Here is a 14,253-nt window from a genome sequence, read left to right on the forward strand (position 1 = left end):
CAATATTTAGCCTAAAATTATTTATCCTAAACTTAGGACTATTTTATCCTAACACTAGGCTATATTCAAGTCAATATGGGATTGAATACTTTTTTAACCTCTTAAAATAAAAAAAGAACAAATTTCCCGTGGGGTTATTTGCTCGATAATTTAAAAGCCCGAATACACAATCTGTATTCGGGCATGGGTACATTAAGTTGTTCTCGTACTCTGTCTAATAAGGACTCGATTCCCTTTTTCTAAAGGGGCATTTCTCATTAGTAAATAAGATATAAGAAGAAATGTAAAAGATAATCCAAACAAAATCACAATAAATAGCATATAGTTATCGAAAATCACATCTAAAATCTTACTTATCTCTGCAAATAGAGCTACAATTGTAACCGCAATTATTAGGAACGTGGCTAAAGAAAGAGTGAAAAGTGTGCCATAGTTAAACCATATTGTTTTTGCGATTATGCCGAGACTAAATACAAAGATAAGCCACGTAAAATCTATCCATAGCTCCATAAGCAAATTAGAATCATTCACAATATTGGCTAAGTGAAAAAATTCAATAGTATTATTAGCATTAATAATTTTACTCAAATAGTAAAATAAATTTAAAAGTAATATACTTATAGCACCATATATCAAGCTCGAAAGATAGAAAGCAAACACAAATTGCTTCCTAGTCCCGCCAAATGAAAGTATATATTGATAGCCTTTAAAATTTATAAATGGATATAACAGAAAGACAATAAAAAGTGGTCCGTGCAAGAAAAATATTCCTGATTTCGCTACATCAAATACACCTAACAGATTAAAGAAAATAAATAGCACAAAAGTAATTGTGGCATTTATATAAAAGGTCATGCTCATTTCCTTTATCATTAACCGGAATGGTCCAACAAATGAATTCATACATTATTCACCTCTTTTTGAGTAGTAAAGCTTATGAGATAATCCTGTAATGGTACTTTTTCTACGTTAATGCCAGCTTCCTTGGCCTTTAATTTCCAATCATTTGAAAATACATCATCAATCATCACACTAATCAGCTTTCCGAGCGTTCTTTTTTCTAGTACTCTTTCGCTAACAATTAAAGGTTCAATTGCCTCCCGTGATCCAGATAAATGTACACCTCGCATTTTTAACTCCTCAGTATCTTGATAGCGTACAATAGTATGCTCATTGATAATTGCAATTTTTTCACACAATGCTTCAATCTCTTCAATATGATGAGTAGATAAAATTATTAAACGAGGATCCTCCTCTAATGTACTCAGCAGCGCTTCTTTAAACTGCTTCCTCATGTATGCATCAAGTCCGTTTGTTGGTTCGTCCATTATCGTTATCGGAGATTTACTAGCAAGTCCAATAACAATTTGAATCATAGTTTGCATACCTTTAGAGAATTGTTTAATCTTCTTTTTTCTCGGTAATTCGAACAAAGTAACTAGATGCTCTGCCAGCTCACTATCCCAATTTTTGTTGAATAATGCCCCGAAACGTAAGGCATCCTCTACATTCCAAAGGTCTGAAAAAGGGTGATTTTCCTGCATGTATGTGATAGTATTCATCGCTTCATTGTTGTTATACGGTGTCATCCCGTTAACACTTATCGTTCCTGCATCTATATTTTCCAAACCAGATAAAAGCTTCATAAGAGTCGTTTTTCCAGCACCATTTCTGCCCCATAATCCTATGATAATCGGCTCTGTTTCTAATAAATTCACATTCTTTATCACTTGATTACTGCCATAAGAAAACGAAACATTTTCGAGTTTAATCATCCCTATAATCCTCCTCGATTAAATTTTGTAGCTCTTCTTTTTTAATATCAATCCGTTTAGCCTCTTCAAGCATTGGTTTTAAATACTCGTTGTAAAATTCCTCCTTACGTTTATCAAGCAATTTTTGTTTGGCTCCTGATGCAACAAACATACCAACCCCGCGTTGTTTATATACATAGCCAGCTTCAACTAATTCTGCAAGGCCTTTTTGAACCGTTGCACGATTAACTTGGTAAAACTTTGAAATTTCTGTAGTTGAAGGAATTTGGTCCCCTTCTAGCAACTCACCTTCGACAATATCATTTGCAATCATTTCTGATATTTGCTGAAATATCGGCTTCGAATCATCTAAAACAACTTTCAAGAATTTCTCACTTCCTCACACGTTGAACGGTTGATTAGTTATGTAATCAACTATACATCGAATCCCTCTATTTGTAAACTGCTTTCAAGCTCATTAATAAAATTACATTATTTAGGAAAATAAAAAGAAACCATTTTGATAAGCTACTTCAAAATTGGTTTCTTTCATTACATATAATCCTCTAAAATAGTTGTTTAATTATCTGCGTTTTTAAATCCAACCTGTCAAACCTGAAAATACTCGAGAAATTTTTGAATTAAACGAAATTGACTTCGATTTTTTGAGTAAATACCTCCAAATAGTAGGTTAAAATTAAGTGGAAATCCTGTTAAGGGGATTGAAATAATCCGTCCACTTTCCAAATAAGGATCATCTGTTAGCATTAGACTGGAAAACAAACTAATTCCTACACCCTCTGCCACCGACTTCTTAATTACTTCCGAATTTGTTGATTTAAAAATAATATTCAGTGCACCGTACTGTTTTTCAAAGTCTTCAATTAAATTGATGTAAAAATTCTTCCCATAAATTACAAAGGGGTGTTCTCTAATATCCATCAACTGCAGCTCCTTACTAAAAGCTAATGTGGAGTCCTTTGAAACAATCACATTAAATGTCGCTTGTGATTGAAATGAATGAAAGGAAATGTATTCAGGAAACTTGTGTTTTACAGAATTAGATATGGCGATTAACCCCAAATCGATTTTGTTTTGATTTACGTGTTCAATAACCTCTCTATTATCTAGCTCCATGAGCGTTACTTTTATTTGCGGGAAATCCTTTTTAAATTTTGCTAAGGCTTTAGGTAAATATGTCATAAATATGCTTGGCACTGTAGCAATCTTTAACTCCCCTATATAAGAGGAGGTTAAAGATTGGACTTCTTCCTTTAATTCATCCGCTTTTTTTAAAATTTCAAGTACTTTCGTAATGATAACCTTGCCTTCTTCTGTTGGAAGCGTTCCATTTCGAGAGCGTTTAAATAGTTCAACCCCAAACTCTTTTTCCAATAATGAAATCGATTGACTGATAGCAGATTGGGTCACGTGAAGGTTTTTTGCAGCAATCGACATTGATTTCGTTTCAACAACCTCTTTTATATATTCCAGCTGTTCAAAATTCATCGAACCTCTCCATTACATTAGTTTTGCTTATATTAACATTAATAAATATAATTATACATTAATGTTCTTTAACTATATAATCAATAAGGTTAAAATCCAATTTGAGTTATATAAGAAAGAAGAGAAGTAAATGAAAGAAAAGATATGGACAAAAGATTTTATCTTTGTATGTTTAAGTAATTTTTTTGTATCGCTGAATTTCTATATATTAGCCACAGCATTCCCTTTATATGTAAAAGATATCTTAAATGGCAATGAGCAACAGATGGGACTAGCTATCACTATCTATTCTCTTGGGATTGTACTAATTAGACCATTCTCTGGACAATGGGTAGACCGTTTCGGTAATAAGAAAATGGCTCTCCTCGGACTGGTAGTCTTTCTTATCGCATCCTTCTGTTACTTTGGTGCAATGGGAATAATTGTTTTCTTAATCATCCGCTTTCTTCACGGGATGGCCTATGCCCTTGCTTCCACGGCTACGACTACAATTGCTTCATCACTAATCCCAGTCTCAAGACAAGGTGAAGGGATAGGCTATTTTAGTATGTTCATGAGCCTGGCAATGGTTATTGGTCCAGCATTCGGACTATTTCTATGGAAAGACAAAAACATCACATTACTGTTAGTAGCTGCCTGCATCATTTCAGCATTGTCACTTCTATTTGCTTGTGCCATGCGTGTCTCATCGCCAAAACGTTCTAATACTGAAGTACAAATTACAGAGCCCATAAAGAAAAAGAAAATGCAATTCAGTGATTTTATTGAAATAAAAGCATTACCAATAGCATTACTCGCATTTTTACTAGCCTTTTCTTATAGCTCATTATCAGGTTTTTTAGCTTCATTTACCGCTGAAATCAATCAAACTCAAATAGCAAGCTTATTTTTTGTTGTGTTTGCTTTGATGATTGTTGTTTTTAGACCTATTGTCGGGAAGGCTTTCGATAAATATAAGGAGCATTATTTGTATTATCCAGCAATTTTATTGTTCGGGCTGGGACTAATCTTGCTTAGTCAATCTCATTCTGGAAAAATGGTCTTATTTTCTGCATTGATAATGGGGATAGGTTATGGAACATTATTTTCGTGTTATCAAGCACTTACCGTTAAGAACTCTCCTATTCATCGCAGAGGAATTGCAACAGCGACATTCTTATTATTTTTTGACCTTGGCTATGGCATAGGCTCATATTTTATGGGGTTAATCGCTTCAATCGTTAATTACAGCATGATGTATCAAGCAGCCGGTATCATCACATTATTATCCGTTTTCTTATATTACGTATTACATCATCGACCACAAGCCAAGGAATCTATAAAAAAACAAGATCAGCATGCTATATAATTAGTGGGGTACTCAAGAAAAGCCTATTACTTTTTGTAGTTATACAATAAGTAACAGGCTTTTTCCATATAAATGAAATGAGATTTTCAATCTTAGAGAACTATGAAAATACTAGGATCTTACGTGCAATTGATTCAGTTAAACGAGATGCAACTTTTGGAACTGCCCATTTAATTACTGGCGTTAACACTGCACCCGAAATGCCTCCTGCACTGACATCTACTGTACATGTCATTGTTGTTTTACCATTTATTTCTTCAGCAGTAAATTGACCACTTCCTGTAAAATTATCCGATAAACCCTTTAGTTCAAACTTTATATTTGAAGGTTCTTCCCATTCAGTAATATCAACTTGGGCTTGAATAGTTTTTTTAATTCCCTTGACACTGCCTTCAAATGTCCAAATGGATTGCTTATCATTGATTAATTCATGTTCTTTATAGGCCGGTACTGTAGGTGCCCAATTTTCCAAGTTACTTATATAATCCCAAACTACTTGTACTTCTACCGGAATTTCCACTGTATGTGTTCCTGTTGCCATTATGATTCCTACTTTCAATATGCGTTATTAGTAATATTTACATAAAAATATTATTACATAAAAGAAGTAAACTTACATCAACATTTTCGATAGGAATTTATGTTCAAAGGGAGAATAGATTTTACTTGGAAATTAGATAGTCTGTCATTCTTTTATCAATTATTTATTTGTAGTTCATTAACATAATTTAAGAATTCACTTGCTTTTACATATTCGTCTTTAACTTCGGTAGGAATCATATCGATTTCAGGAGTACTTGAAGTTCCTACAAGTGCCATTGTTGTTTCATAAGTGATTAATGCTTGAATATATTGTTCATACTCTTCATCTGTCAGTAAATCTCTACTGGATGGTAGACTATTTAACTTATCAAAAATTGGTTGGATATCATACATTACCCCCTCTATCTCCTCAGTCTCTCTCTTTGGAACTAAAGAAAAATTTATATTCCCATTTTTATCCCCATAATCAAGCTTTGCACTAATAATGATATTTAGTAGCTCTTTGAACTTTTCATACTCTTCTTCTCCTAAATTACCTTTTGCTTTATTTAATTTAGCATCAAATAATAGATAGTTTTCCATTGTAAAATTAGTCACATGTTTTTTCACATTGTCAAAAGAACCATATAAATCGTCAGCAAGCAACGATTGATAAGCAAATGTTCCTGTCGGGACTATTATACAAGAGGCTAAAACCGCAATTGCGATTTTTCTTTTCACAAATCGTTTAACACTCCCCGCCAACTCATTTTTTGCAGCTTGGATTCCCAATTTACTTCTTTCATTAATTTCGTCTGGAAGAACAATTTTTTTTATTTCTTCTTTAATTTGATTATCCATAATTGCCTACCTCCTTAGAATTTTCGCGCAGCTTTTCTAATGCCCTATATAAAATTGACTTTACTGTACCAAGGGGAATTTCTAATACCTCCGATATTTCCTTGAATGTTAAGTCGTCATAATATTTTAGTAATATAACGTTCTTTTCATCATCCTTTAAAATCTCCATTAAACTAAGAATCGATAATGATAGTGCGATATCTTCATCTTCATAAACTGGAGTATGTAACTCAAATTTCGGATTTAATGGGATCACCTTTTTATTCTTATTGATGAGATTTAAGGAACAATTTATTGTAATTTTCATTAACCAGGTCTTGAAGTATTCCGGTTTTTTTAATGTGCTTATTTTCTTAAATGACTGATAGGCTACTTCTTGAACTATATCCAATGCATCGTCCTTATTTTTCACATACACATAAGCCATTCTATAAATATCAGCTTCAAATTCCTGAAAAAGTACTAAGTAAGCACTATCATTCCCTTTTTGTGCCTTCCTTACTAGGCGTTTTATGTTCACTACCTTTTCCTCCTTCCGTTTGCAAATACAACTATTAGACAAACAGGAATCTAATTTGGCTCAGATTCTAAGATCTTTTGTGAAAATTATATATTTTACTTTGAGTACCAAAAGAGAAAACTCGAATACTAAAAGTATCCGAGCCTGATATATATTTTAATTATCTAGGAATGTATAAGCCTAATAGAGTATTATACGGACCAGTTATATGCATGTGTGACCCAATCCTCTAACTATCGAATATGTAAAATAAAAATGACAGAACAAGTAACAGCTAATTACTTCTTATTACCTTATTCATCACCTGAATAATATTTCCAAATTGCACCATATATTATTATAGATTGTTTAATCAAATTTCTTCAATAAAAAAACCGCATACAAAGAATGTACGCGAGTTAGAATATCAATATTAAAAGAAGATTAGTAGGAGTATTCCTACAAGAAAACAATAATAGGTAAAATATATTAATTTTCCATTCTTCATAATGCCCATAAACCATTTCATCGCCACATAGCTCATGATTAATGTAGAAAGAAATGCTGCTAGATATGGTATTGCTAAATCTGTTTTATTTGGCTCATTTATGAAATCAGATAGACCTAAAATTACCCCTCCGAGACTTACTGGGATATATAATAAGAACGAAAATCGAAGTGCTGTTTCTTGTTTCATGCCAACAGCAATGGATGTAATGATTGTTGCCCCTGAACGACTAATTCCTGGTGTTAAAGCTACAGCCTGTCCTAAACCAACTATTAATGCATCCTTAGTCGTAAGATGACGTTCATCTTTTACACCCTTCATATTGCGAATTAACCATAACGCGATTCCCGTGACAAAAAGCATTATTGCGATCATTGTCATACTAACATGTTCAGCTATATAATCATCCAGCAGTATCCCAAGTACCCCTGCTGGAATTGTACCAATTATGATAAAACTCACAAAACGGAAGTCACTCTTGTACCTGTGATTTTTTGTTCTAACATAATAAATGGAATTTGTAGCTATTCTACTAATATCATGTCTATAAATATAAAGTATCGCGCATAGTGAAGCTGTATTGGTTAAAATTGCGAAAGTAAAACCTTGTTCACCTAATCCTAAAAGCTCACTTGCTATCATTACATGGCCGCTTGATGACACAGGAATTGGTTCTGTAAAGCCTTGTACTAAACCAATAATTATCATTTTAATGATATAAAGAAAATAAGACTCTTCCATTATGCCCCCTTATTCTTCAAAGAATTTTATAGATACAGATAAAATATGAAATCCTTGAATAAATTTAATGTTTTTATAGTTCTATTAATCTTCTCCTAACATTATTACAACGACGTAATTAAAAAGAAGGTTCTACACTTTTTTCCTAAAATTATTAAAAGATCTAAATAATTCTCCATATGCTGCGCCTCCTAAGATTAATACAGCACCACCCATTTGAACTAGACTTAACTGTTCACCTAATATTAAGGCTGAAAAAATCAATGCTGAAACCGGTTCTAAATAACCGAGGATGGAAACAGACTGTACAGGAAGCTTACCAATCGACGAAAAATATAAATAGCAACCAATTCCCGTATTCACAACACCTAATAATAGTATAGGAAACAAATTCCCATCTACTATATTGACCGAAAAACCTTGTTTAAATCCTATAAAAATAGCAACTGTTAAAAAGCTGATGACTAGCTGTCCCGTCGCATTTTCAAGGCCTGTTATGCTTCTAGCCTTTTTGTTAAAGACAACCATAATAACATACATGAATGCTGACAAAATCCCAAATATCAATCCTATAGAAACCGTCCCCTGCATAAATGCCTGAACGTTTACACACAGCATCCCGATCATAACTGCAATAAATCCGAGTATCTTAGCCCTTGTCATTTTTTCCTTAAATAGAAACGGTGATAGAATCATAACAATGACTGGTCCACAGTAATAGGCAAGTGTGGCAATACTAACACCAATTTGATTGAAGGCTTCAAATAAAAATATCCAGCTTGCACCCATCGCCACCCCGGAAATTAGCAAATACATAAAGTGTGCTTTATTTTTTAAAATGTGTAATTTTTGCTTTGTTAATATAAATATGGCGATCAAAAATATGCTACCAATTAAAGTTCTAAGATAAACAATCTCATAGCTGGTCAATAGTATGTAACTCGCAACAATTCCATTAGAGCCAAATAAGAGCAATGCGAATACATATTTAAAATAAGTATTTTTCACTTTAAGTTCCCCCAAGCCTCTTGTGAATGCCTAACCATTCTGTAAACCCATCCCTTTTAAACTTGATTTTTCAATAGCAATAGAATAGCATACCCATATATATAACAAAATTGAATGTTTCTCATGCTTTACATAACAAAACCGAATGTTAAGGAGGGAACTATGAATATCCAAAAATATATGGCGTTTGTAAAAGCTGTAGAATATGGGAGCTTCACAAGAGCTGCGGAAGCATTGAACTATACTCAATCAGGTATCAGCCGAATGATTAACGATTTAGAATTAGAATGGGACGTTTCACTTTTTGAAAGAGGACGTGCAGGAATAAGCTTGACCTCTGATGGTATCAAGCTGCTTCCTCAATTACAGCGAATATGCAATGAACATGAAATTTTAATGACACAAATCGAGGAATTACAAAATTTACAAACAGGAATAATCCGTATAGGCACTTTTTCAAGTGTGGCAACACATTGGCTACCAAATATCATTAAATACTTTAAAAAGGACTATCCCAATATCGATTTCGAATTGCTTTTAGGAGATTATACAGAGATAGAGAGCTGGATATTGGAAGGACGTGTTGACTTTGGTTTTTTAAGACTACCTACTAGTAACGCACAACTGGACACGATAGTTTTAGAAGAAGACAGATTGCTCGTAATAATACCTCAAGATCACTCATTTGCTGATGCTGATAATTTTCCAATAAGAGAATTATTAAGCAGTCCCTTTATGCTGTTGGAAAAAGGGGCCAAAGCAGAAATCTCTGAAATTTTCGAGAAGCATCAAATTACTCCACAAATTTCTTTTACAACCTGGGATGACTATGCGATTATGTCTATGGTTGAAAACGGTTTAGGCATCAGCATATTGCCAGAATTAATACTAAACCGTATTCCCTATCAGATATTTGCGAAGGAGCTTGAAATACCTGCATACCGAACTATCGGCATTGCAATGAGAGAGCGAAAATCCCTTTCTCTAGCAGCCAAAAGTTTTTTAGAGTATTTACATTATAGAAAGAAAATGTAAAAAGTTCTTACTGATATAGAGCTTGCAAATTATAGAAACCTAAAAAAGGAGCTTGATAGACTAAGCTCCCTTTTTTAACTATATACATTTGAATCCAACTATCATTTCACTAATTCTTTAATTCTGTAGATAATTCTTGAAGAGTTACCCAATCAACAACTTTTTCTTTTCCAACTCCGTCAATCTTATAGTTAATTTTCACTCTCCGATTACTATCTTCTTTTACATCCTCACCCAAAGTTAATTTAAAAACGATTTTACCTTCCTTTTGAATTTCTAGATTTTCGATACTTTTGAGATCTCCAATATCTGATTCTGGCCAAACACCTGATGTTTTTAATGGATCTGCACCATAAACTTCATATTTTATTCCATCTTCTTTATATGTAATTGTCTCTTCCTTGTTTTTTATTAATTCAATTGAATCGATTTCAACTGGTAAATCACCAGTCCACTCTGTTTTCGTCACGATAAAATAAGTTTCATTTGCTTTAAAGGGAAATCCAGTATTATATAAAAGAAAATCTCCATTTTCTTCGACCTGTCCACTGCATCCAATAATAAATAAGAAACTGACTATAAAGCTAACTATAATTAATAATTTTTGCATAATATCCCCTTCCGATAAGTCATGTTCTATCATCTTTACTTATTTTACCATAATATAAAAACGTATAATTTTCAGCAAAAAGTTTAGTAGATTTATATTTAATAGGTGTAAAAAACTCGAATACATTAGAGCGTATTCGAGTCTATAAGTACCATATATTACTTAGGATTTTAAACATTGCTTGTACGTATTAAGATTAGGCATAATATTTTTAATATCAGCACACTTCTACAATTCTCTGCAAAATAAATCTAATTTCAATCTAAAATTAAACCCTTAGTGAACCACGGAATCCCCTTGCAGCATAATAGGATTCTGCTCCATTGTGGTATAGAAAGACTGTGTCATAACGACAATCGCAAAACAGTGCCCCACCCAATTTTCTAATATTCTCAGGTGTTTTCACCCAGCTTGAAGTTTTATTATCGAATTTCCCTAACCTTTGAAGCTCACGATACTGTTCTTCAGTCAGTAATTTAATGCCCATTTCAGCAGCCAAATCTATAGCACTATTTTCTGGCTTGTGCTGCTTTCTTGATTCGAGTGCTTCTCGATCATAGCAGAGGCTCCGGCGACCTTTAGGACTCTCTTTTGAACAATCAAAAAATATAAATTCACCAGTTTCTTTATCCTGTGCAATGACATCTGGTTCACCGTTAGTCAATTCCATATAGTTAAGTGACCATAATTTTTCAGCATTTGTCTCAAGCCTAGCTCTTACTTCTGACCACTCCATCCCTTCATGTCGATTCATGTTCTTTTCGAATCGCTTTTTCAATAAATCAAGTATTTCTACACGTTGTTCAGGTGACAGCTCTACACCTTTTTTTGCCATGTGCTTTCCCCTTTATCATTAGTATTTTAACTAATTGTCTAACTAGAGTATCCCTATTAAGGATAATAATAACAAAGATAATCATTGGTAAGAAAGAAAATATATAATTATTCCTATTTCGAGTTTTATAAACCGTAATAATTACTATTTACGTTGACATTTGCAAATTAGCTACGTATAATCATAAAGCGTAACAATTACTATTTATAAAAGGAGAATGATGATGAAGGCAAAAATAAGTTGGTTAAGTATTTTGGCATTAAGCGCTATGTTAGTTGGCTGCGCTGAAGAGGAAACAAAGGATAACTCGGTTGAGCAAGCTACCACTCCATCCGAAGAAACAACGACAAGCGAAGAACAGGTACATAATCATGATCACGACCATAACCACAGTCATGACGAAGATTCAAAGGATATTTATGCAGGCTATTTTGACGATGAACAGGTAAAGGAACGTGAACTAAGTGATTGGGCTGGAGATTGGCAATCAGTCTACCCTTATTTACAGGATGGAACTTTAGATGAGGTATTTGAGCACAAGGCAGAGCATGATGATACGAAAACCGCAGAAGATTTTAAGGCCTACTATGAAATTGGCTACAAAACGTCAACTGATCGAATCGTTATCGAAGGAAATAATGTAACATTTTACGATAACGGACATGCCCACATGGGAGAATTCGTGTATGACGGTTATGAAATTTTAACTTACGAAAAAGGCAATCGAGGCGTTCGTTTTATTTACAAACACACAGGTAACGAAGAAGGCGTGCCTGGTTATATTCAATTTAGTGACCATATTATTTCACCACAAAAATCTGATCACTTCCATTTATATTGGGGAGATGATCGAGCAGCGCTATTAGATGAAGTAGAAAATTGGCCAACATACTACCCAGCTTCTATGGATGGACATACGATAGCACATGAGATGATGGCACACTAGTATTCTATTAAACAATCAAAGTCTACAATATAATGTTTTATTTAAGCTTCTAAAAAAGCTCGAATACATAGCGTATTCGAGCTTTAATCTATCATTTTCCTAACCTACTTTACGTTCTGTAAATAATAGATCCATAATAGGGTTTGAATTGCGACTGTTAGCTCTTGCAAAAATAGGATTTAGAATCATAAGTATCAGGATGTTTGCCATTAAACCCCAGAAACCTTCATAGATGCCATAAGTCATTCCTGTTGCAGAAACTGTAAACGTTACCACTAATCCTACAATTAACCCGATAATCGTTGCCTCTTTCGTTTGCTTTTTCCAGAACAAGCTAAAGACAATAGCAGGGAAAATTTGAACCATTCCAGATACCCCTAGAAGTTGAAGTGATACAAGGGCGGTTGGGAACAACATTCCAAATACCAGAGCTAATCCGATAACGACAAATACCATAGAACGTGTAATAAGCGTTAACTTTGCAGGAGCTACCTTCGGATTAATAAAGTCACGATAAATATTATTCGCAAACAAATTGGAAGCCCCAATCGCCATAATCGAACATGGAATAAGTGAAGCAAGAGCAATTGTAGCATATGCTAGACCTTGAACCACCCCGCCATAAGACATTTGTATTAAATTTAATAATGCAAAACGAGGATCACTTCCCTCTGGTAATACATGAAATGCAGCGAAGCCTAGAAACACAACCAGAATCAGCACTATATTATATAGTGGTAGATAGATTGCATTCTTACGAAGTGTATCCGCGTTTTTTGCCGTTAATACTCCTGTTGCACCATGCGCCCACATAAATAACGCTAAACCAGAAACAAGTGAAGCGGTTAGAAACCAAGGAATGCCCTTTGGACCAGTTGTTGGAATTGTGAGAAGCTCAGGAGACTCGACCACAATTTTATTAATCATAGAGCCCCAACCACCAAAATGAATCATTGGAATAGTTACTACAAGGAACAGCATAATAACCCAGATTAAAATATCTTTGATAATTGCTGTATAAGTTGGCCCTTTGATACCACTAAAGAATGTATATAGTGCGACTAATAAAAACGATATAATAACAACTACCTGAACATTAATATAACCTGTACCAGCTACACGTAAAGTATCTTGAATACCTGCTAACTGTAAATCAATATATGGAATAAGCATTAATACACCTACAATGGCTATTAGCAATGATAAAAACTTACTATCAAAACGGCCCTTTGCATAATCGGCAAGGGTAGTGTATTTAAACTCTTTTGCAACCTTCCAAAGCTTTGGTAAATAGAAATAAGAAATAAAGAATGCAATAATCGTGTAAGGAATAGCAAAGAACGCAAGACTACCACTTGAATAAGCAGTACTTGTTAAGCCAAGAAACGTATAAGCTGTATATAAATCAGCACCGACCAAAAGCCAAACAAGTAATGGTCCAAATTTCCTTCCGCCAACTGACCACTCCTCAACAGAGCTTCTACTAGACTTATCTCTTCCCGCTATAAAACCAATTAATACAACCGATAGTACTATAAAGCTTGTGACTAACAAAGCTGTTAAATTTCCTTGCATCATTCAATACTCCCTTCCGATTTTTGGATTCTATAAATGAGATAAGTACATACAGGCACAATGACCATGCTTAAAAATAGCCAGAAATGGAAGAAAGGCAGACCTAGAACAATTGGATGAATTCGGTTAACAAAAGGTATAGCCCCCAGCATTAAAATAAATGGTAAAACGATTAAAATCGCCATTATCAATCTTTTCAATATATATATCCCCCTTCAGTAATATTATAATAGTTTAATATATTGAAATTGTTAGAATTTACTAATAGTATCATAAAGACAGCTTAAAACAAGTGCTATTTTTTTAAAATAGTAAGAAATAATCTTAAATTAGCTACTCGTAGGATTTCATATAGTTCAAAAGTAATCCGATAGTATATTTCGATAAGATATTACTTGCTATAAAATATCGAGTAGGAGGGAGTGATTAACTCCCGACCTCTCACACCACCGTACGTACGGTTCCGTATACGGCGGTTCAATTAAGATGAATAACGCAAAGT

Annotated in this window: 16 protein-coding genes; 3 read left to right on the top strand and 13 right to left on the bottom strand. The window is 33.8% G+C overall.

Going from position 1 to position 14,253, the window contains the following annotated elements:
- Positions 1–192: 192 nt before the first annotated feature.
- The 4 genes from BJ095_RS13740 to BJ095_RS13755 all read right to left on the bottom strand — a co-directional run bounded on the left by BJ095_RS13740 (position 193) and on the right by BJ095_RS13755 (position 3,263).
- Positions 193–903 (bottom strand): hypothetical protein, encoded by a 711-nt coding sequence (locus BJ095_RS13740; protein WP_107936095.1) that lies wholly within the window; start codon positions 901–903, stop codon positions 193–195.
- The gene (locus BJ095_RS13745) at positions 900–1,775 is read right to left on the bottom strand and encodes an ABC transporter ATP-binding protein (protein WP_107936092.1); all 876 of its coding nucleotides are present in this window, start codon (positions 1,773–1,775) and stop codon (positions 900–902) included. Before BJ095_RS13745 ends, BJ095_RS13740 begins: the two co-directional genes overlap by 4 nt.
- Positions 1,768–2,139, bottom strand: coding sequence for a GntR family transcriptional regulator (locus BJ095_RS13750; protein ID WP_107936090.1), 372 nt, complete (start codon positions 2,137–2,139; stop codon positions 1,768–1,770). Before BJ095_RS13750 ends, BJ095_RS13745 begins: the two co-directional genes overlap by 8 nt.
- Positions 2,140–2,363: 224 nt before the next feature.
- On the bottom strand, positions 2,364–3,263 hold the full coding sequence (locus tag BJ095_RS13755) for a LysR family transcriptional regulator (protein WP_107936088.1): 900 nt from the start codon (positions 3,261–3,263) through the stop codon (positions 2,364–2,366).
- Positions 3,264–3,393: 130 nt separating this feature from the next.
- Here BJ095_RS13755 and BJ095_RS13760 point away from each other — a divergent pair, with 130 nt between their 5' ends.
- On the top strand, positions 3,394–4,611 hold the full coding sequence (locus BJ095_RS13760) for an MFS transporter (RefSeq protein ID WP_107936086.1): 1,218 nt from the start codon (positions 3,394–3,396) through the stop codon (positions 4,609–4,611).
- A 100-nt stretch (positions 4,612–4,711) separates the two neighbouring features.
- Here BJ095_RS13760 and BJ095_RS13765 read toward each other — a convergent pair whose 3' ends face one another.
- From BJ095_RS13765 to BJ095_RS13785, 5 genes are all read right to left on the bottom strand, one after another.
- Positions 4,712–5,152 (bottom strand): CoxG family protein, encoded by a 441-nt coding sequence (locus tag BJ095_RS13765; protein ID WP_107936084.1) that lies wholly within the window; start codon positions 5,150–5,152, stop codon positions 4,712–4,714.
- Between the two features lie 155 nt (positions 5,153–5,307).
- On the bottom strand, positions 5,308–5,994 hold the full coding sequence (locus BJ095_RS13770) for a DUF3600 domain-containing protein (protein WP_107936082.1): 687 nt from the start codon (positions 5,992–5,994) through the stop codon (positions 5,308–5,310).
- Positions 5,987–6,514: a sigma-70 family RNA polymerase sigma factor gene (locus BJ095_RS13775; RefSeq protein WP_107936080.1), complete on the bottom strand. Its 528-nt coding sequence runs from the start codon at positions 6,512–6,514 to the stop codon at positions 5,987–5,989. Before BJ095_RS13775 ends, BJ095_RS13770 begins: the two co-directional genes overlap by 8 nt.
- A gap of 412 nt (positions 6,515–6,926) precedes the next feature.
- Positions 6,927–7,742, bottom strand: coding sequence for an undecaprenyl-diphosphate phosphatase (locus BJ095_RS13780; protein WP_107936078.1), 816 nt, complete (start codon positions 7,740–7,742; stop codon positions 6,927–6,929).
- A gap of 132 nt (positions 7,743–7,874) precedes the next feature.
- On the bottom strand, positions 7,875–8,750 hold the full coding sequence (locus tag BJ095_RS13785; protein ID WP_107936076.1) for a DMT family transporter: 876 nt from the start codon (positions 8,748–8,750) through the stop codon (positions 7,875–7,877).
- Between the two features lie 162 nt (positions 8,751–8,912).
- Here BJ095_RS13785 and BJ095_RS13790 point away from each other — a divergent pair, with 162 nt between their 5' ends.
- Positions 8,913–9,785, top strand: a complete 873-nt coding sequence (locus tag BJ095_RS13790; RefSeq protein WP_107936074.1) for a LysR family transcriptional regulator — start codon at positions 8,913–8,915, stop codon at positions 9,783–9,785.
- 109 nt (positions 9,786–9,894) lie between these two features.
- On the opposite strand, the gene BJ095_RS13795 is transcribed toward BJ095_RS13790, so the two are convergent.
- Both BJ095_RS13795 and BJ095_RS13800 read right to left on the bottom strand, forming a co-directional pair.
- On the bottom strand, positions 9,895–10,395 hold the full coding sequence (locus BJ095_RS13795; RefSeq protein ID WP_107936072.1) for a hypothetical protein: 501 nt from the start codon (positions 10,393–10,395) through the stop codon (positions 9,895–9,897).
- A gap of 268 nt (positions 10,396–10,663) precedes the next feature.
- Positions 10,664–11,230, bottom strand: a complete 567-nt coding sequence (locus BJ095_RS13800) for a DUF4256 domain-containing protein (protein ID WP_107936070.1) — start codon at positions 11,228–11,230, stop codon at positions 10,664–10,666.
- Positions 11,231–11,453: 223 nt separating this feature from the next.
- Between BJ095_RS13800 and BJ095_RS13805 the strand changes: the two genes are divergently transcribed.
- Positions 11,454–12,176, top strand: coding sequence for a metal-binding protein ZinT (locus BJ095_RS13805; protein WP_107936068.1), 723 nt, complete (start codon positions 11,454–11,456; stop codon positions 12,174–12,176).
- Between the two features lie 99 nt (positions 12,177–12,275).
- On the opposite strand, the gene BJ095_RS13810 is transcribed toward BJ095_RS13805, so the two are convergent.
- Together BJ095_RS13810 and BJ095_RS13815 are read right to left on the bottom strand one after the other, a co-directional pair.
- Complete coding sequence (locus BJ095_RS13810; RefSeq protein WP_107936066.1) at positions 12,276–13,751, bottom strand: sodium:solute symporter family protein; 1,476 nt, start codon at positions 13,749–13,751, stop codon at positions 12,276–12,278.
- The gene (locus tag BJ095_RS13815; protein WP_285842055.1) at positions 13,751–13,936 is read right to left on the bottom strand and encodes a DUF3311 domain-containing protein; all 186 of its coding nucleotides are present in this window, start codon (positions 13,934–13,936) and stop codon (positions 13,751–13,753) included. The genes BJ095_RS13810 and BJ095_RS13815 overlap by 1 nt, the downstream gene beginning before the upstream one ends.
- Positions 13,937–14,253 lie beyond the last annotated feature (317 nt).

The sequence above is a fragment of the Ureibacillus chungkukjangi genome (assembly GCF_003217295.1).
In the GTDB taxonomy this organism is placed as follows: domain Bacteria; phylum Bacillota; class Bacilli; order Bacillales_A; family Planococcaceae; genus Ureibacillus; species Ureibacillus chungkukjangi.